The sequence below is a fragment of the Roseateles asaccharophilus genome (assembly GCF_004362405.1).
Taxonomy (GTDB): domain Bacteria; phylum Pseudomonadota; class Gammaproteobacteria; order Burkholderiales; family Burkholderiaceae_C; genus Kinneretia; species Kinneretia asaccharophila.
The window spans coordinates 1-18971 of the sequence record NZ_SNXE01000012.1; the positions used below are offsets into that span (position 1 = coordinate 1).

15 protein-coding genes, 2 tRNA genes and 1 pseudogene are annotated in these 18971 nt (G+C 67.6%); 7 read left to right on the forward strand and 11 right to left on the reverse strand.

The annotated features are described in order from the left end of the window. A pseudogene (locus DFR39_RS18450) lies at positions 1-95 on the reverse strand (branched-chain amino acid ABC transporter permease); the annotation flags it as partial. Between the two features lie 301 nt (positions 96-396). Here DFR39_RS18450 and DFR39_RS18455 point away from each other — a divergent pair. Both DFR39_RS18455 and DFR39_RS18460 read left to right on the forward strand, forming a co-directional pair. Then, complete coding sequence (locus DFR39_RS18455) at positions 397-2274, forward strand: sensor histidine kinase (protein WP_133605317.1); 1878 nt, start codon at positions 397-399, stop codon at positions 2272-2274. Further along, positions 2267-3607, forward strand: coding sequence for a sigma-54-dependent transcriptional regulator (locus DFR39_RS18460; protein WP_133605318.1), 1341 nt, complete (start codon positions 2267-2269; stop codon positions 3605-3607). The genes DFR39_RS18455 and DFR39_RS18460 overlap by 8 nt, the downstream gene beginning before the upstream one ends. Positions 3608-3706: 99 nt before the next feature. Here DFR39_RS18460 and DFR39_RS18465 read toward each other — a convergent pair whose 3' ends face one another. The 5 genes from DFR39_RS18465 to DFR39_RS18485 all read right to left on the reverse strand — a co-directional run bounded on the left by DFR39_RS18465 (position 3707) and on the right by DFR39_RS18485 (position 8291). Then, positions 3707-4624: an amino acid ABC transporter substrate-binding protein gene (locus DFR39_RS18465; RefSeq protein ID WP_133605319.1), complete on the reverse strand. Its 918-nt coding sequence runs from the start codon at positions 4622-4624 to the stop codon at positions 3707-3709. 192 nt (positions 4625-4816) lie between these two features. Next, positions 4817-4893, reverse strand: a tRNA-Val gene (locus DFR39_RS18470). A 93-nt stretch (positions 4894-4986) separates the two neighbouring features. Beyond that, positions 4987-5063 (reverse strand) — tRNA-Val (locus DFR39_RS18475). 80 nt (positions 5064-5143) lie between these two features. Next, complete coding sequence (locus DFR39_RS18480; RefSeq protein WP_133605320.1) at positions 5144-7417, reverse strand: RelA/SpoT family protein; 2274 nt, start codon at positions 7415-7417, stop codon at positions 5144-5146. A 10-nt stretch (positions 7418-7427) separates the two neighbouring features. Continuing rightward, positions 7428-8291 carry an alpha/beta fold hydrolase gene (locus DFR39_RS18485; RefSeq protein ID WP_133605321.1) on the reverse strand — a complete coding sequence of 288 codons (864 nt, stop codon included), beginning with the start codon at positions 8289-8291 and terminating at the stop codon, positions 7428-7430. Between the two features lie 46 nt (positions 8292-8337). Between DFR39_RS18485 and DFR39_RS18490 the strand changes: the two genes are divergently transcribed. Further along, on the forward strand, positions 8338-9117 hold the full coding sequence (locus DFR39_RS18490) for a 3-hydroxybutyrate dehydrogenase (protein WP_133605322.1): 780 nt from the start codon (positions 8338-8340) through the stop codon (positions 9115-9117). 63 nt (positions 9118-9180) lie between these two features. Here the strand turns inward: DFR39_RS18490 and DFR39_RS18495 are convergent, their stop codons facing one another. Next, a complete protein-coding gene (locus DFR39_RS18495; protein ID WP_133605323.1) occupies positions 9181-9894 on the reverse strand; it encodes an SIMPL domain-containing protein in 714 nt (237 codons plus the stop codon). Between the two features lie 172 nt (positions 9895-10066). Here DFR39_RS18495 and ompR point away from each other — a divergent pair, with 172 nt between their 5' ends. Both ompR and DFR39_RS18505 read left to right on the forward strand, forming a co-directional pair. Further along, positions 10067-10801: an osmolarity response regulator transcription factor OmpR gene (gene ompR / locus DFR39_RS18500; protein WP_133605324.1), complete on the forward strand. Its 735-nt coding sequence runs from the start codon at positions 10067-10069 to the stop codon at positions 10799-10801. Continuing rightward, complete coding sequence (locus DFR39_RS18505; protein WP_133605325.1) at positions 10801-12126, forward strand: ATP-binding protein; 1326 nt, start codon at positions 10801-10803, stop codon at positions 12124-12126. Before ompR ends, DFR39_RS18505 begins: the two co-directional genes overlap by 1 nt. 21 nt (positions 12127-12147) lie before the next feature. Here the strand turns inward: DFR39_RS18505 and ispF are convergent, their stop codons facing one another. Further along, positions 12148-12636, reverse strand: coding sequence for a 2-C-methyl-D-erythritol 2,4-cyclodiphosphate synthase (gene ispF, locus DFR39_RS18510; protein ID WP_281277276.1), 489 nt, complete (start codon positions 12634-12636; stop codon positions 12148-12150). An 87-nt stretch (positions 12637-12723) separates the two neighbouring features. Between ispF and DFR39_RS18515 the strand changes: the two genes are divergently transcribed. Beyond that, a complete protein-coding gene (locus DFR39_RS18515; RefSeq protein ID WP_162849584.1) occupies positions 12724-14988 on the forward strand; it encodes a patatin-like phospholipase family protein in 2265 nt (754 codons plus the stop codon). A 16-nt stretch (positions 14989-15004) separates the two neighbouring features. On the opposite strand, the gene DFR39_RS18520 is transcribed toward DFR39_RS18515, so the two are convergent. After that, positions 15005-15757 (reverse strand): helix-turn-helix domain-containing protein, encoded by a 753-nt coding sequence (locus DFR39_RS18520; RefSeq protein ID WP_133605327.1) that lies wholly within the window; start codon positions 15755-15757, stop codon positions 15005-15007. 165 nt (positions 15758-15922) lie between these two features. Here DFR39_RS18520 and DFR39_RS18525 point away from each other — a divergent pair, with 165 nt between their 5' ends. Beyond that, positions 15923-16516: an outer membrane beta-barrel protein gene (locus tag DFR39_RS18525; RefSeq protein WP_162849585.1), complete on the forward strand. Its 594-nt coding sequence runs from the start codon at positions 15923-15925 to the stop codon at positions 16514-16516. A gap of 111 nt (positions 16517-16627) precedes the next feature. On the opposite strand, the gene ispD is transcribed toward DFR39_RS18525, so the two are convergent. Then, complete coding sequence (gene ispD / locus DFR39_RS18530) at positions 16628-17332, reverse strand: 2-C-methyl-D-erythritol 4-phosphate cytidylyltransferase (RefSeq protein ID WP_246030894.1); 705 nt, start codon at positions 17330-17332, stop codon at positions 16628-16630. An 11-nt stretch (positions 17333-17343) separates the two neighbouring features. Next, positions 17344-18864 (reverse strand): succinyl-CoA:acetate CoA-transferase ScpC, encoded by a 1521-nt coding sequence (gene scpC / locus DFR39_RS18535; RefSeq protein ID WP_133605329.1) that lies wholly within the window; start codon positions 18862-18864, stop codon positions 17344-17346. Positions 18865-18971 lie beyond the last annotated feature (107 nt).

An 18971-nucleotide genomic window follows, 5' to 3' on the forward strand; every position in this document is an offset into this window, starting at 1 on the left:
ATGATCCCGTACACCATCGTGTACCCCAAGGCCACCAAGGCATACATGCTTCCCAGCACCAGCCCGTTGATGATTTGCTGGAAAAAGATTTCCATAAAGCCCCTTCAGTTGGATGACGGCCGAGCCGCCTACTGGGCCAGGCTGTTTGCAATCCATATGCCAAAAAGCCATGAATGCGGGTAATCACCGAGGTTTGAGCGGCATCAAACCCCAGTTTGCGGCTGGATTCACCAGACTGACACCTGGATGCACCAGAGGGCAGCGCATCACAGGGCGGAAATCCACACAACACCCCTTTCGCACGGTGCGGTTTTCCGCCTCGGCGCAAAAAGCAGCGGACGCGGCGCACAAAGAGTGGCTGCCTGCGGCACACTGCGCCGCATTGCACCCCGCCCCATGTTTCAGAAAGACGCCCTGCTCCGCTGGCGCGAGCGACTGAGTCGCCGCCTGAGCCGCCCCAGTTTCCTGAGCTATGTCACGGTAGCCCTGATGCTGCTGGGCTGGCTGCTGGGCCAGCGTCTGAGCGAGAGTGCCGGGCTGTCCCATCTGGAAGCCCTGGCCAATGAGCGGCTGGAGCTCTACGCCTCCAATCTGGAGGCCGAGCTCGGTCGGCACAGCTATCTGCCCAGTCTGCTGGCCGTGGACGACAGCCTGCAGGCCTTGCTGAGAAATCCGCAAGACATGACCCTGCGCCAACGCGCCCACCAGACCCTGGCCCGGGTGAACGTGCGGGCAGGCACGATGCAGATCCTGGTGGCAGACGCTCAGGCCCGGGTGCTGGCCGCCAGCGACGACAGCCCCGCGCCCCGGCGTCTGGCCGAGGCCATTGCCAGCGACCGACGGCACTTCTTTGCCACCGACTCGGAGGGGCGCAGTAGCGACTTCTTTCTGCTGCAGCCCGTACGCCAGCAGGAGCGGCTGCTGGGCGTGATTGTGGTGCGCCTAAGCCTGGCCCCGCTGGAGGCCACCTGGGTGGATCTGGGCCTGCGCAGCCAGGGCGAGCGCCTGCTGGTCGCGGACGAGCAGGACGTGATCATCATGAGTTCGGTGCCCTACTGGAAGTTCTTTGTGCTGGGCCAGGCCGATGAGGCCAGACGGCAGGCGCTGCGCCTCAGCGGCCACTACCCGGAGTCGCCCTTCACCAGCGTGGGCGTCGACCCGCGCCGGCTGGCCGGCAGCAATGCGGGTCTGGTCAGAGTTCCGCCCCTGGAGGACAAGCCCAGGGTGATCGAGGGGCCCCTGCTGCTGGCCCAGGAGCGCCTGCTGGTTCCGCTGGGCCTGCGCATGGTGGCCTTGTCCGACCCGAGCGAGGTCTGGCGCCAGGCCCGCCAAGCGGGCTGGAGCGGCGCGGCCTTCGGCGCCAGTCTGGGCCTGGTAGCGCTCTATCTGGCCTCGCGTCGCCGCGCCCTGCACCAGGTCTTCCAGGCCAAGGCGGAGCTGCAGCAGGCGCATGCCCAGCTGGAGCGGGTGGTGGACATGCGCACCGCCGAGCTGCTCAATGCCAATGCCGAGCTTAAGCGCCAGATCGCCCAGCGCCTGCAGGCCGAGGATGAGCTGGTGCAGGCCGGCAAGCTGGCCGTGTTGGGCCAGATGTCGGCCGGCATCTCGCACGAGGTGAACCAGCCGCTCACGGCCCTGCGCGCCCTCGCCCGCAACTCCCAGCTGCTGCTGGAGGCCGGCAAGCCCCAGGCGGTGGCCGAGAACCTGCGGATCATGGACGAGATGGTGGAGCGCATGGGCCAGATCACGCGCCAGCTCAAGAGCTTTGCACGGCGCAACGAGCTCATCACCGCGCCGGTCTCGCTGCTGGATTCGGTGCATGCGGCCCTGCTGCTCTTCCAGCATCGGCTGCGCGATGAGCACATCGAGCTGCAGCTGCGGGTCGCGGCCGGACTGCGGGTGTACTGCGAGGCCAACCGCCTGCAGCAGGTCTTGGTCAATCTGGTGGGCAACGCACTGGACGCGATGAAGGGGGAACCCATTCGCGTGCTGTGCATCGACGCGCTGCCCCAAGGCCAGGATCGGGTCCTCGTGCGGGTGGTCGACAGCGGACGCGGCCTGGACGAGGCGCTGCTGCCGCGCCTGTTTGAACCCTTTTTCACCACCAAGCCGGCCGGCGAGGGCCTGGGCCTGGGCCTGGTGATCTCATCGAAAATCGTGCACGAGTTCGGCGGCACCCTGCGCGCCGAACGCCAGTCCCAGGGCATGGTCTTCGAGTTCGATCTGGCCGTCGTGACCTGGGATGCCGTAGAGGAAGCAACACAGCATGTTTGAGGGATACAGCATCGTCTTCGCGGAGGACGATCTGCCGGTGCGCGTCAGCCTGACCCAGACCCTGGAGCTGGCCGGCCTGAACGCCATACCCTGCCGCTCGGCCGAGGAGGCCCTGCCGCATATCAGCGCCGGAGCGCAGATCATCGTGATCAGCGATGTACGGCTGCCGGGCATGGATGGGCGCGCCCTGCTGGCCCATGTGCAGGCCGTGGATGCCAGCATCCCGGTGATCCTGATCACGGCCCATGGCGATGTGGGCATGGCGGTGCAGGCCATGCGCGACGGCGCCTACGACTTCATCGAGAAGCCTTTTGCGCCCGAGCGCCTGATCGATACGGCCCGGCGCGCGCTGGACACCCGCTTGCTGCGAGGCAGCGCGGAGCGCCTGCGCAGCCAGCTCCAGCAGGCCACCGGCATCGAGGCCGCGCTGCTCGGTAACTCGCCCGCCATGCAGCAGCTGCGGCGCCAGATCCTCAATCTGGCCAGCACCTCGGCCGATGTGATGATCCTGGGCGAGACCGGCACCGGCAAGGAGCTGGTGGCACGCTGTCTGCATGACCAAAGCGCGCGGCGCGACCGCAACTTCGTGGCCATCAACTGCGGCGGCCTGCCCGAGGCCCTGTTCGAGAGCGAGCTCTTCGGCCATGAGCCCGGCTCCTTCACCTCGGCCGCCAAGCGCCGCATCGGCAAGATCGAGCATGCCAACGGCGGCACCCTGCTGCTGGACGAGATCGAGACCATGCCCATTGCGCTGCAGATCAAGCTGCTGCGCGTGCTGCAGGAGCGGCGCCTGGAGCGCCTGGGTTCCAACGAGGAACTGCCCATCAATGTGCGCTTCGTGGCGGCCAGCAAAGCCGATCTGCGCGAGCTGGGCGAGCAGGGCAAGTTCCGCAGCGACCTCTACTACCGGCTCAATGTGGCCACGCTGCGCATCCCGCCGCTGCGCGAGCGGCGCGAGGACATTCCCCTGCTCTTCCAGCATTTCGTGGCCCAGGCCTGCGCCCGCTATGAGCGCAGCGCCCCCGAGCTCAGTGCCGATGGCCTGCGCGAGCTGATGGCGCATGACTGGCCGGGCAATGTGCGCGAGATCCGCAATGCGGCCGACCGCTTCGTGCTTGCCCTGGACAATCTGGACAGCAGCGCCCTGCTGCAGGATGTGCCACCCCTGAACCTGGCCCGCCAGATGGATGTGGTGGAGAAGGCCCTGATCGAGCAGGCCCTGCGCCGCACCCAGGGCAAGGTGCCCGCGGCCATGGAGCTGCTGGGCATTGCCAAGAAGACGCTCTACGACAAGCTGCACCGCCACGGCATCGACATCGACAGCTTCCGATAGCCCACCCCCTACTCGCTTCGCGAGCCCCCTCAAGGGGGCGGTGCCGGCCGCCCGGCAAAGCCGGATCGGCGGCACCCGCTTGGAAAAGCTGGAGCAGGTTCAGCGATAGAACGCGGGATCGGGCGTGTCGGTCGGGTTGGCGATCACGCGCTTGAAGGCCTCGCTCATGGGCATGCGCAGATTGATGCCCTTGGGTGGGATGGGCGACTCGAACCAGCGCTTGTAGATCTGCTGGATCTCGCCGCTGCGATACAGACCGGCCAGCACCTCGTCCACCATGCGCTTGAACGCGGGATCATCCCGGCTCAAGCCGATGGCGTAGGGCTCCACCGTGAGCGCGCGATCGGAGATCACATAGCCCTCGCCGCCGCTCACCTGGGCCTGCAGGCTGCGCAAGAGCACATCGTCCATCATGAAGGCGCGGGCGCGGCCGGTCTGCAGCAGATGAAAGGCCTCGGGGTCGTCCAGGCCCGCGATCAGGCGTATGCCGAGATCCTGCTGCTCATTGACCGCATGCAGATGCTGGATGCTGGTCGTCCCGATGGTGGAAACCACGGACTTGCCGCGCAGATCGGCCAGCGTCTGGAAGGCGTCCGCACGCCGGGACATCAGCTTGGTCTCGGTGACGAAGGTGGTGATGGAAAAGGCCTGGCTGCGCGCGCGCTCCGCCGTGTGGGTGGTGATGCCACATTCCATGTCCAGCGTGCCATTGGCCACCAGGGGCATGCGGGTGGCCGAGCTCACGGCAATGCGCTTGGTCTCCAGCTCGGGCAGCTTGAGCTGCAGCTTGAGCGCCGCGATCACGCGATCGCAGAGCTCGATGGAATAGCCGATGGGCTTAAGCTTGTCGTCCAGATAGGAAAAAGGCAGGGAGGCGGGCCGATAGCCCATCACCACCACCCCCGTGGCCTTGATGCGGGCCAGCGAGGGGCCGTCCGCCGCCCAAGCATACCCACCGAGTCCCAGCGCCGCCAGAACAAGCAGCGTGGGGCGAAGCAGGCGGGACAACAAGATCATGAGTGCAATGCAGGGCAGTTTGGCGAGCGCGCATTGTTGACGCTGCGCGATGCCATGCGCATGGGCATCTTCACGGATGGCCTCCACCGCCGGTGGCGTCGCCGACACGCGGGCAGATTTGGACCCACCAAGCAAAAAGCCCGGACGCTGATGCAGCCGGGCTTTGATGTGCCGAGGTATTGCTACCGCATTTGGTAGGCGCGATTGGATTCGAACCAACGACCCCCACCATGTCAAGGTGGTGCTCTAACCAACTGAGCTACGCGCCTGGAATTCTTGGTGCTGCCGAAGCGCTTGCGCGTTTCGTCCAGAGCAGCTGCTCTTCATGACTTTCCAAACCCGCGAACCTGGTTCAGCAGATTTGGTAGGCGCGATTGGATTCGAACCAACGACCCCCACCATGTCAAGGTGGTGCTCTAACCAACTGAGCTACGCGCCTGAAGAGCTCGCTAGTATAGCGCGGAAATCCGGCTTCTCAAAACTCACGCGGCGATCACGCCAGTTTTTCACACTTGGGTGCTAGCGACGCCGTGCACCGCGCACCCCGTTGATCTGGGCCAGGTTGTGCAGCACCTGGGCCAGGCGGGCCGAGTCGCTGACCTCCACCGTGAAGCTCATCCAGGCCGTGTCACCCTTGGCCAGACGCGGTGCGGCCTTGTGGCCGGCCTTGTGCGACTGGGTGTTCACCGCAGTGACGTTCATCTTTTCCTTGGCAAAAACTTCCAGGATGTCGCGCAACAGGCCCTGTCGGTCGTTACTCTCCACCACCACATCCACCGGATAGACGGCGCCCTTTTCCGGACGTTCACCCCAGGCCACGGCGATCACGCGTTCCGGCGCGCTGCGCGCCATCTCACGGAAATTGCTGCAGTCAGTGCGGTGGATGGCGACCCCCTTGCCACGGGTGACATAGCCGCCAATCAGGTCGGGCGGTGCCGGACGGCAGCAGCGGGCCAGACCCGTCAGCAGCGAATCCACCCCCACCACCAGCACACCGCCGCGGGGCGCTGCACTCGGGCTGCTGCTCTTGGTGCGGCGCTGGGCCAGCAGCTCATCCTCGTCGGCCTCGGGCACGGGGGGGCGCAGCAGGGTCTCGATATTGCGCAGCGAGTACTCATCCTTGCCCACCACCTCAAAGAGCGCATCGGCACTCTTGAAGCCCAGACGCGAGGCCAGGTCCTCCAGCTTGGTGGCCGTCTTGCCCTCTCGCTGCAGCAGCTTCTCGACCAGCTCCCGCCCCTTGGCGATGGTCTGGGCCTGCACCTGCGCATTGAACCAGGCCCGCACCTTGGCTCGCGCGCGCTGGCTTTGCAGATAGCCGAGCTCGGTGTTGAGCCAGTCCAGCGAGGGTCCGCCCTCCTTGAGCGCAATCACCTCCACGGTCTGACCGTTCTTCAGCCGGGTGTTGAGCGGCACCATCTGCCCATCGACCTTGGCGCCGCGGCAACGGTGGCCCAGGTCGGTGTGCACCGTGTAGGCAAAGTCGATGGGCGTGGCGTCCTTGCACAGCTCGACCACGGTGGCCTGCGGCGTGAAGACGTAGATGCGATCGTCAAAGACCGCGTCTTCGCTCTGAGCGAACTCGCGCTCCCAGGCCAGCAGCTGGCGCAGCACGGCCTTGCGCGCCGCCGCCACCTGCTCCTCGAAGTCGCCCGCCGCCACCACACCGGCGTAGCCGCGTGCACCCGCCTCCTTGTAAGCCCAGTGCGCTGCCACCCCATGCTCGGCATGTTCGTGCATGGCACGGGTGCGGATCTGCACCTCCATGGTCCGTCCATCCGGTCCGATGACCACGGTGTGCAGGCTCTGATAGCCATTGGGCTTGGGGCGGGCGATGTAGTCGTCGAACTCACCGGGCACGGCCGTGTAGAGCTCGTGCAGGCGGCTCAGGCAGGCGTAGCAGTCGGCCACCTCGGGCACGATCACGCGCAGGGCGCGCAGATCGAAGACCCGGTCCAGCGACAGGCTCTTGCCCTGCATCTTCTTCCAGATGCTGTAGAGGTGTTTGGGGCGCCCCTGCACCTCCGCCTGCAAGCCCTGGGCGCGCAGATCGTTCTCCACCGCACTGCGCGTGGCCTCCACGCGCTGCTCGCGCTCCAGGCGCTTCTCGTCCAGGGCGCGGGCCAGCTCCTTGTAGGCCTCAGGCTTCAGAAAGCGGAAGGACAGATCCTCCAGCTCCCACTTGATCTGCCAGATGCCCAGGCGATTGGCCAGCGGCGCGAAGACCTGCTGCGACTCGGCCGCGATGGCCTGCGGGCAGGCCGTCTTGCTGGCAGCAAAGTAGCGCAGGGTCTGCAGGCGCGAGGCCAGGCGCAGCAGCACCACGCGCAGATCGCGCGAGAAGGCCAGCAGCATCTTGCGCACCCGCTCGGTCTGCTGCTGGCGCTGCTCGGCAGCGTCCTTGCCGCCGCCCTCGGACAACAGGGCCTCGCCCTCGCGCGCGGCGCGCTGGATCTGCACCAGCTTGCGGGTGTGGGTGACCAGGCTGGCATAGCTCTCGCCAAAGGCCTTGGCCACGATCTCCTCGGGCTTGTTGAGATAGTCGCCGGCATAGACGAGGTAGGAGGCGGCCTGCATGGCCGGCGCCGCACCCACGCCGCCCAGGATGGCGGCCACACCATCAGCATGGGCCAGGGCATCCTCCCCGGTGTCCAGTGCCTGCCCCGAGAGCAAGGGCTCGGCAAAGGCCCGCGCGCGTGCCACCTGACCGGCGCCGCCGTCCTGCAACTCCTTGTCGGCCAGGGCCACGATGGTGGCGGCCTGCTCGCCCGGGCTGGGCAATCCTGTCTTCATCGAAACACTGCTACTTCAAGAATTGACGCACGACCGCAATCTGTTCGGGTCGGATCAGCGTCGGCGCATGCCCCACGCCGGCGAACTCGTGCAGCAGGGCCCGCGGGCCACGCTGCGTCATGGCCTCGGCCGTGGCGCGGGTCAGCAAGTCGGATTCGGCGCCACGCAGCAAGAGGGTCGGACAGCTCAGCGCCTCATAGGCCTGCCAAAGCGCGCGCTCAGCGGCCGCAGCCAGCTCCGGCGTCAGTGCGGCAAAGGGCGCCGCAATGGACGGATCATAGTGAAGGCGCACCCCCCCCTCGGGCCGTGCTCGAAACATGGGGCGCGACAGTGCCAGCCACTCGGAGTCGCTGTGCGGACCGAAGCCCGCCGAGATCGCCCGCAGATGCGCGGCGCCCTCGCCCACATCGGCAAAACACATGTGTTGCCCCAGATAGCTGCCGATGCGCTGCAAGGCTGCGTACTCCAGGCTCGGCCCCACATCATTGAGCACCAGACGATCGATGGGACTGCCGGGCAGCGCCGCCAGACCCAGGCCGATCAGGCCGCCCATGGAGGTGCCGAGCCAGTCCACGCGCTCCACATCCAGACGCGCCAGCAGGGCCACCATATCGGCGACATAGACCGGGATCTGGTAGAGCGCGGGATCGGGGCGCCAGTCCGACTCGCCACGGCCCATCACATCCGGGCAGATCACGCGGTAGCGATCAGTGAGCGCGCAGGCCAGCGCATCGAAGTCCCGCCCCTGGCGCGACAGCCCATGCACGCAGACCAGCACGCGAGGGTTGCTGCGCTCGCCCCACTCCCAGTACGCCATGCGATGCAGCCCGGCGGCGCTGAGACATTGCACATGGTGGAGGCGGGCTTGCGGCATTGTTTTGTATCCTTGGCACCCATCCTAACAACCCCCGGGAATTTTCATGTCCTTGAAAGGCAAGACCGCCCTGGTCACCGGTTCCACCAGCGGCATCGGTCTGGGCATTGCGCTGTCCCTGGCCCGCCAGGGTGCGAACATCGTGCTCAACGGCTTTGGCGACGCCGAGGGCCCCAAGGCCGAGGTGAGCGCCGCGGCGCCGGGCATCCGCGTCGGCTACCACGGGGCGGACATGAGCAAGCCCGCCGAGATCGAGGCCATGATGGCCTATGTGGCGCAGGAGTTCGGCGGCTGCGACATCCTGGTCAACAACGCCGGCATCCAGCATGTGGCGCCGGTGGACCAGTTTCCCACCGAGCGCTGGGACGCCATCATCGCCATCAACCTCAGCTCGGCCTTCCACACCACCCGGCTGGCCCTGCCCGGCATGAAGGCGCGCGGCTGGGGCCGGGTGCTGAACATCGCCTCGGTGCACGGCCTGGTGGCCTCGGCGGAGAAGTCGGCCTATGTGGCGGCCAAGCACGGCATCGTGGGTCTGACCAAGGCCGTGGCCCTGGAAACAGCCACCACGGGCGTGACGGTCAATGCCATCTGCCCGGGCTGGGTGCTCACCCCGCTGGTGCAAAAGCAGGTGGACGCCCGCGCCGCTGCGGCCGGCCTCAGCAACGAAGAGGCCAAGAAGCAGCTGCTGGCCGAGAAGCAGCCCTCGCTGCAGTTCACCACGCCCGAGCAGCTGGGCGAGTTGGCCGTGTTCCTGTGCTCGGAGGCGGCCAGCAATGTGCGGGGGCAGTCCTGGGCCCTGGACGGCGGCTGGACAGCACAGTAAATCAGCGCCGGCATGAACAAGGCGGCCCCTGGGGCCGCCTTGTCGATGGGGCTTGAACTCCGCCTACTTGCTCATCAGCACCACACCGCTGACGCTGACGCTGACGGTTTCCTTGCCGGCCTCCACGGGCAGCGCTTCTTCGGCCATGGCGGCCGCCGCCACCTTCATGCGCGGCATGGGCGCCGCCATGAGCATGCCGCCCCCCTCCGAGGTGTTCACGCTGACCTCGCCGATCTGGTAGCCGCTGAAGCCGAACTGGCGCGCATAGTCGCCCGCACGGGCCTTGTAGCGGGCGATGGCCTGGCCCACCACCTCGGCCTCGGCCTTCTCGCGCGCCTCGCGCGACAGGCTGTAGCCCACGCGGGCAATGCTCAGGCTGCTGATGCGGCCCGTGAGCTGGGCAATGGCCGCGGCATCCTTGCCCTGCACCAGCAGCTCGGCGCTGCCCTGCCAGCCATTGATGCCCCCCTTGGGCGCATAGCGCGGATGGAGGGAGAAGTTGCCGGTCTGCACCTCCAGCTCGCCGGGCTTGGCGCTCTTGCGAGCCTCGGCCAGGGCGGCGTCGAGCGCCTGCTTGAGCTGACGCTGGACGGTGGCGGCATCGGCGCCCTCACGCGTGGTCGAAAAGACCACCGACAGCGTGTCACGCGTGACCTCCTGCGAGGCGCTGGCGCTCAGATTGAGCGCATCCTTGCGCGGGGCAAGGGTCTGAGCCTGCGCCGACAAGCCGGCCGCAAGGGCCAGGGGCAGCAGCACTAAGGCCTGGATTCTCTGCATGGGATCTCCCTACTTCATGGATGGGCAAGGTCTTGGAGCTTAGCGCCTGCCCACATGAGGGCGTTGACGCGCGATACATCCATTCACAATACCGCCGGCCCAATTTGTAACAGCGGCGGCCAGCCCTGCAAAAATTGCGGCCATCGCACAGCCCGCAGTCCACGGAGCGCCCATGAACACCCCGAACAGCCCCCGTCCCAACCGCATTCTGGTGGTCGATGACGACGCCCGCATCCGCGACCTGCTACGACGCTATCTCACTCAGGAGGGCTTCGATGTCCTGCTGGCCGAGGACGGCAAGGCCCTGAACAAGCAGCTGACCCGGGAAACCGTGGACCTGATGGTGCTGGACCTGATGCTGCCCGGCGAAGACGGCTTGTCCATCTGCCGGCGCCTGCGCGCCGCCAACGACAACACCCCCATCATCATGCTCACGGCCAAGGTGGAAGAGGTGGACCGCATCGTGGGCCTGGAGGTCGGGGCCGACGACTATCTGGCCAAGCCCTTCAACCCGCGCGAGCTGCTGGCCCGCATCAATGCGGTGCTGCGCCGACGCCCCGCCATGGAGGCGCCGGGCGCCCCATCCAAGGAACCCGAGTCGGTGAGTTTCGGCCCCTTCGAGTTCGATCTCTCGCTGCGCCGCCTGACCAAGAATGGCGAGGCCCTGCCCCTCACCACCGGCGAGTTCTCCATGCTCAAGGCCCTGGTGCGCCATCCGCGCCAGCCCCTGTCGCGCGACAAGCTCGCCCAGCTGGCGCGCGGCCGCGAGTTCGAGCCCTTTGACCGCAGCCTGGACGTGCAGATCTCGCGCCTGCGCAAGCTGCTAGAGGCTGATCCTGCCCAACCCCGCTACATCCAGACGGTCTGGGGCGTGGGCTATGTCTTCGTGCCCGACGACGTCGCCTGATGTCGCGCCCCCAGCTCGCGCTGAACCTGTTCTGGCGCACCTTCGCCCTGCAGGCCTTGCTGCTGGTGGGCGTGGTACTGGCCTGGCAGCAGACCTTCAAGGCGCTGGAGGCGGAACCGCGCGCGCTGGAGGCTGCTCAGCAGCTGGCGGGGCTGGTGAACCTCAGCCGCGCCGCCCTGGCACATGGCGACGCCATCAGCCGGGTGGCCGTGATACGGTCCCTGTCCAGCAGCGAGGCGGTTCAGGTGCGGGTAGCCGAGTCCAGCGACCGCTGGCGCCCCTATGAGGAGAACGCCTTCTCGCGCCGGCTGGCCGCGGAACTGCGCGGCCGCCTGGGCCCCGATACGGTGGTTGCGCGCAGCGTGAACGAGGAGTATGGGCTGTGGGTGCGCTTCAGCATCGAGCGCGACGCCTTCTGGCTGCAGACCAGCGCAGCGCCCCTGAGCATCTCCACCGAGGGCTCCAACTGGTGGTGGATCGCCATCGCCCTGGTGGCGACGGTCTTGGGCTCGGCCGCCATCGCCCGCCTGATCAACCGCCCCCTGCGCGAGCTGGCCGACGCGGCCGGCCGCATCCGTGAAGGGGAGTACGACTCGCGCCTGGACGAAAGCACCCTCACCAGCGAGGTGCGCAAGGTGAATATGGGCTTCAACCGCATGGCGCGCGAGCTGGGCAAGATGGAAGAGGACCGCACCGTGATGCTGGCCGGTCTCAGCCACGATCTGCGCACGCCGCTGGCACGCTTGCGCCTGGAGGCCGAGATGAGCGTGAGCGACGAACTCGCGCGCCAGTACATGGCCCAGGACATTGATCAGCTGGACGCCATCATCAACAAGTTCATGGACTATGCGCGGCCCAGCGAACTGCAGCTGCACACCCTGTCGCTGGCGGAACTGGTGGAGCATCAGGCCCAAGCCTTCCGCGACCCCAGCCAGCTGCGCATCAGCTGCCGGCTGCAGCCCCAGCTGCAGGTGCTGGCGGACGAGACCGAGTTGGGTCGCGTGCTGCTCAATGTCTTTGAGAACGCCCGCCGCTACGGCCACGCGCCCAACGAGGCGGCCTGGGTGGAGGTCAGCGCCGAGGCCCAAGGCCGTTGGGTGGCGCTGCGCCTGCGCGACCATGGCCCGGGTGTGCCGCCCGACAAGCTGTCGCGCCTGACCACACCCTTTTTCCGGGGCGACGCCGCACGCACGGCGGCCACAGGCGCCGGCCTGGGCCTGGCCATCGTGGAGAAATCGGTTCAGCGCATGGGCGGCGAGCTGGAAATCGCCAATGCCGAGGGCGGCGGCCTGCTGACCACCATCCGGCTGCAGCGCGCCGGCTAGCGCCGCGGCGCCGGCGGAGCCTCAGAGCGCCTGCAGGAGCGCGACAGCACGGGCCTCGATGGCCCGCCCCTCGCCCACCGGCCCCATCTTCTCGGCCGTCTTGGCCTTTACATTGATCTGGCCGATCTCGATGCCCAGGACCTCGGCCAGGCGCGCGCGCATGGCGGGAATATGGGGCGCCATCTTGGGCGCCTGGGCCACGATGGTGCTGTCCAGATTGACGATCTCCCAACCGGCCTCGCGCACGCGGCGATAGGCTTCGGCCAGCAGGACCATGGAGTCGGCCCCCTTGAACTCGACGGCGGTGTCGGGGAACAGCTTGCCGATATCACCCAGGGCCGCCGCTCCCAGCAAGGCGTCGGTGAGGGCATGGGCCAGGGCATCCGCGTCGGAGTGACCGAGCAGGCCATGGGTGTGGGGAATGGTGATGCCGCCCAGGATCAGGGGGCGTTCGGTAACCAGGGCATGGGTATCCCAGCCTTCACCGATGCGGAACATAATGCGGGCCATTTCAGGGCGGCTCATGGAGTAGGGGAAGTGAGCTTAGCGCCTCGCGCGCGCCTTGGTCATCGCTCCTGCAAAAGAACTCAGACCCAGATGCCCTTGACGGCCCAGCTGCGTGGCGCATTGTCGCTGCTGATCCTTTGCCTCTCTCCGCTGCTGTCTGCGGCACCGACCGTCGGTGCCGAACCCGGCGCTGCGCAGGCCGAGGCCGAGCCTGTGCCGAGCCGCCCCCGCATCGGCCTGGTGCTCTCCGGCGGCGGCGCACGGGGTCTGGCCCATATCGGCGTGCTGCGCGCTCTGGAGCGCCTGCGCGTGCCTGTGGACCTGATCGTGGGCACCAGCATGGGCGCCCTGGTCGGCGGCGCCTACGCGGCCGGCCGCACCGTGCCGGAGCTGGAAGCCTTTGTGCAGACGGCCAACTGGGAGGCCATCCTGGCCGACCGCCAGGACCGGCGCAGCCTGAGCTTCAGCCGCCGCGAGGAAGACACCCTGGTGGGCTCGCGCCTGGACCTGAACCTGAACCGCAGCGGTTTGAGCTTGCCCCCGGCCGCGGCCGGCAACAGCGCCCTGGAACAGGCCCTGGAGCAGCTGGTCACGCCAGCCAGCGCCGAGCGGCCCACGGCCGCCCTGCCCCTGCCCTTTCGCGCCCTGGCCACCGACCTGGTGAGCGGCGAGCTGCGCACCCTGGCGCAGGAGCCCTTGTTCCTGGCCCTGCGCGCCTCCATGGCCGTACCAGGCGTGTTCGCGCCGGTGCGCGTCAAGGGGCGGCTGCTGGTGGACGGCGGACTGGTGCGCAATCTGGGCGTGGACGTGGCACGGCAGTTGGGTGCCGACATCATCATCGCCGTGAACGTGGGCTCCCCCTTGCTGGAGGAGCGCGATCTGCGCAGCGCCCTGGGCGTGGCCAATCAGATGCTGCAGATCCTGACCGAGCAAAATGTGGGCCGCTCGCTGCGTGAGCTGCGCCCCGATGATGTGCTGATCGATCCGCAGCTCGACGACTTGGGCTTCATGGCCTTCCGCCAGCGTGTGGACGCCATCGAGGTGGGCGAACGCGCCGCCTTGGCCGTGGCCAGCCGCTTGGAAGCCCTGGCCCTATCGGAGCGGGACTATCAGCAGCATCAGGCGCGGCGACAAGGGGTGAAGGATGACTCACAAGGCACGCATGCCCTGGTCCTGGCCGAGTTGCGGATTGAGGGGACACGCCGCAGCAAGCCCGAGGCCCTGCGAGCAGAATTGGCCCGCTTGGAGAACCTGGAGCCGGGAAAGCCGGTCACGCCGGGACAAATAGAGCGCGCCGCGCTGGCCCTCCAGGGGCGAGGCGACTTCGAGCGGGTGGATGCCCGCATCAACGACGAAGACGGGCGCCGGCACGTGACCCTTCAGGTTCAGGAGGCCGACTGGGCCCTGAGCCGGCTGCGCCTGGGCGCGGAGATCTACAGCAACTTCGACGACGCCAACCGCTTCTCTCTGGTGGCCATGCACACGCTGAGCTGGCTCAACGCCTGGGGCGGCGAGCTGCGCACCGTGCTGCGGCTGGGCAGCCAGCGCGAGTTCAGCACCGAGCTCAATCAGCCCCTGGGCGCGGGCTCGGCTTGGTATCTGGCACCCCATTTCAGCAGCACGGGCGATGGTTCGGATGTCTATGCCGACGGGCTGCGCGCAGCCCGGTTCGCCCTGTTCCAGCGCTCGGCGACGCTGAGCCTGGGCCGCAGGTTGGGCAACTGGGGCGATGTGCGTCTGGGATACGGCAACTTCTCGGTGCGCGCACGTCCCGTACTGCCCCAGCCACCGGGGGTCAGCGACATCCGCGTGCGGGGCCGCGGCGTCGAGGCGCAGCTGCGCGTCGATACGCTGGACTCCATCAGCTTTCCCAGCCGCGGCCAGTTGTTGACCCTGGGGCTGCGCCACCTGCGCAACCAGGATGAGGCGGACGACAGCAGCCTGAGCGTGTTGGGGCTGCGTGCCTATCGCTGGCACGACTGGGCCGGCCACATCTATCTGGAGTTCCAACGCTCGCTGCGCGGACAGGCCGGCACACTCGGTGGTTTTCTGCGCCTATCCGGTACGCCTGACGACTCGCTCGACGGTGAGCAGCTGTTGATGACGCGCCTGGTCATGGCGCGCCGCGTCGGCGCCCTGCCCTTGGGGCTGGGCCAGGCCGTGCGTCTGGGCATCTCCCTCGAGGCCGGCATGGCCACCCCGCGCGCGCAGGTCTTCCGCGCCAGCGAGCTCCGCTTGGCCGGCAGCGGGTTCCTGGCCGTGGACACGCGCTTTGGCCCGGTCTATCTGGCCCTGGGCCACACCCGCGGCGGCGGAACGGCCTTCTATCTCTACTTGGGCAAACTCGGCGGATGAGCCAGGGCCACCCGGTTTAGGCCTGCTCTTGCGGCGAGGGCCTGCGCATGGCGGTGAACTGGGCGAACTCCCAGGAGCGCAGGCCGAGCAGCAGGGTGTAGCCATCGCGCTGCTCGGGCGGGCGTCGCTGGTCTTCCTGATGCAGCCGGGCCAGCTCGGCCGCCAGCTGCTGGATGCGCTGCTCCATGACCTGGGCGCTGGCCTCGGACAAACGGCCATGCACCAGCAGCAGGGTCTCGCCCGAGCCGTCGAAGCGGCCGGCAAAGTAGTCGGGCACCACATGCTGGCGCATCAGCTGTTGCACGGGACCGTCCGGCTGCCAGCGGAAGGTGCGCGAGACGTGCAGGCGGTAGCGGTTCAGGGGCTTCAACTCGATCAGGCCCAGGCGGTCCAGTCGCGCGAGACAGGACACGCATTCGGCCTCGCTGATCTGGTAGGTCTCGACGATCTGCTCATAGCTCCAATGGCCCAGGCAGCACACCGCCACCATCAGCAATTGCGGGTCGGCCACCAGCGCGCGCTCCTGATCCAGGGTGAGCCGGTCGGCGCGCGGCACCGCATCGGCCGCCTGACGCAGCACGTCCTCCAGGGCCACGCCTATGGCCTCGCAGACCTGGGCCAGGCGCGACAGGCTCATATCCCCCTGCGAGAACATGCGCTTGATGCTGGACTCGCTCAGACCCAGGCGTGCGCCCAGGGCCTTGTAGGTCAGATCGGCCGCGCGCATTTCGCTGCGCAGCACCCGCAGCAAGAGTTCAGGACTGCTCATCACCCCTCCGTATCAGGCAGCAAGTAGCGCCAAGCGCTACAGCAAGGCCCGAACTATGCCACCTGCCCGATGACGCTGGCGCACAGGCCCTCAGAACCAGACACTGCGTCCCGTCGCTGGCAAACAGGCCGCGCAACGCAACGAAGTTCAAGGAGTGAAGCAGTCATGATTTCCAAGTTTTTCAGCAAGACCCGCGCCCCCCTGATGGCCCTGATCGCCCTGGGCGCCGCCAGTGCCGCCTCGGCCCAGCAGACGTCCAACTATGTCGGCGCCAGCGTGGGCCTGTACAACAAGTACTCGCTGAACTGCATGCCGGGCAGCAAGTGCGATGACACGCCTTCCGCTTCCGGCAAGATCTTCGGCGGCCATATGTTCAGCGAGAACTTCGGCCTGGAAGCCTCGGCCTTCGGCACCAAGAGCGCCTTCGGCGCCGTCAAGGACGTCAAGGGTGCCACGCAGGCCGGCTCGGTCAATATGCGCGGCCTGGGCCTCAGCGGCGTGGCAGCCCTCAGCGAAGGCCCCTTCACCTTCAAGGGCCGCCTGGGTGTGGCTTACACCCAGGGCAAGGCGAGCTACGTCAGCACCGGCGCGCGCAGCAAGGAGAGCAGCCTGCAGCCCCTGATCGGCGCCGGCGTGAGCTATGACCTGAGCAAGCAGCTCGCGCTGAATGCCGACTGGGATCGCATCACGGGCAAGTACAACGACAAGGCCAAGGCCCACAGCAATATGTTCTCGGTGGGTCTGAGCTACAAGTTCTGATCACCCCCATAGGACGACCCTGACTTGTCCTCGGCCTTAGCCCACTAAGGCCTTCACACGCCTCGCGGCCTGCGCCCCGGGGCGTTTTCTTCTGGACAGGCAGCCCTGCCTTCAGCGGCTGCGCAGCAAGCGCTCGGCCAGTTCGAAGTCGGCCGGCCAGGTCACTTTGAAGTTCTCCATGGGAGCCTCCACCAGCAAAGGACTGTGGCCCAGGGCTTCGACGGCGCTGGCCTCATCGGTCACGCCCTCGGTGCCGGCCGCCAGCGCCGGCTGCAAGAGACCCAGGCGGAACATCTGCGGGGTCTGGGCCGCCCATTTGCCGGCCCGGTCCACCGTGGCCTGCACGCGGCTGGCGCTGGCGTGCTTGAGCGTGTCGGCCACCGGCAGGGCCAGCAGGCCGCCCACCTCGTCCTCGGCGCAGGCAGCCATCAGTCGGCTCACCCATTCGGGCCGCAGCAGGCAGCGCGCGGCGTCGTGCACCAGCACCCAGTCATGGGCCTGGGCACCACGCGCCTGCAGTTCGCGCAGCCCCGCAGCCACGCTGTCGGCGCGCGTGGCGCCGCCGCTGCGCGCCACCCAGGCGGCATCGAAGCCGGGGACGGCGGCCTCGAACTGATCATCCTCGGGCGAGATCACCACCAGGGTGCCGGCAAGACCCGGCACCCGCGCCAATGCATCCAGGGTGTGGGCCAGCATGGGCCGGCCGGCAATCGGCACGTACTGCTTGGGAATGGCGGCGCCGGATCGCGCGCCGACACCGGCCGCCGGCACCAGGGCAAAGCAGCGCGGCTGCAGGCCCATTGCATAGCTCGTCATGGAGCGGGATTCTAGGTTGCCGCCCGCATATCGCCCTGGCGCAGATAGCGCGTGTGCCAGGACAAGGCCTCCTCCAGCAGATGCGGCGTGTGCTGGCCCGGCGCGCCGCGGCGGGCGCGCTCGAAGTAGTCGCGCAGCGCATCGCGGTAGTCGGGGTGGGCGCAGCGCTCGATCAGCAGGGCGGCGCGCTCCTTGGGGCTGAGGCCGCGCAGATCGGCCAGGCCCTGCTCGGTGACGATGATCTGCACATCGTGCTCGGTGTGGTCCACATGCGAGGCCATGGGCACCAGACAGGAGATCTTGCCGCCCTTGGCCGTGGAGGGCGTCATGAAGATGGACAGATAGGCGTTGCGCGCAAAGTCGCCCGAGCCGCCAATGCCGTTCATGATGCTGGAGCCCATCACATGGGTGGAGTTCACATTGCCGTAGAGATCGCACTCGATCATCGCGTTCATCGCGATCAGGCCCAGACGGCGGATCAGCTCCGGGTGGTTGCTGATCTCCTGGGGCCGCAAGACCACACGCTCGCGGTAGAAGTCGATATCGCGCTCAAAGCGCTCCCAGGCCTCGGGGCTCAGCGAGAGTGCGGTGGCCGAGGCATGGCTGAGCTTGCCGCTGGCCAGCATGTCCAGCATGCCGTCCTGCAGCACCTCGGTATAGGCCTGCAGCTGCTCGAAGGGGCCGTTGTTCAGGCCGGCCAGCACCGCATTGGCGATATTGCCCACGCCCGACTGCAGGGGCAGCAGACGCGGCGAGAGCCGGCCCCGCTTGACCTCGTGTTGCAAGAACTCGATCAGGTGGCCGGCAATGGCCGCCGACACGGCATCGGGCTCGGCGAACTTGCTGTTGCGGTCGCCCTGCGCCGTCTCCACCACGGCGATCACCTTGGCCGGATCACAGCGCAGATAGGGCTCGCCGATGCGCTGATCGGCCTGCGTCATGGGGATGGGCAGGCGCTCGGGCGGCAGGGCCGTGCCGTAGTAGATGTCGTGCATGCCGGCCAGGCCTTCGGGCATGCGGCCATTGACCTCCAGAATGATCTTGTCCGCCTGATCCAGCCAGGTCTTGTTATTGCCCACCGAGGTGGAGGGGATCAGACGGCCGTCGGGCAGGATGCCCGCCACCTCGACCACCGCCACATCCAGCTTGCCGAAGAATCCGAACCACACATACTGGGCCACATGGCTGAGGTGGATGTCGGTGTACTCCATCTCGCCGGCATTGATGCGGGCCCGGCCCGTGGGGTCGGACTGGTAGGGCATGCGCAACTCGACCGCATTGACCTTGGCCAGCGCACCATCGAGCTCGGGCGCGGTGGAGGCACCGGTCCACAGACCGATGCGGAAGTCCTGCCCCCGGGCATGGGCCGCGGCGATGCGCGCCGCCAAGGCCTGGGGCACGGCCTTGGGATAGCCGGCGCCGGTGAAGCCGCTCATGCCCACATGGGCACCCGGGGGGATCAGGGCCGCGGCGGCCTCGGCGGACATCAGGCGCTGGCGCAGACCCTCATGCTGGATACGAGAGATCGCCATCGGCGCGGGCTCCTTGCTCTTTGCTGGCTTGCGGGACAATCGAGGCCCCTGGCGGACCAAGCCGCGCAGCATAAACGAACCTAGGGTTAACACGGGGCGACTCGATT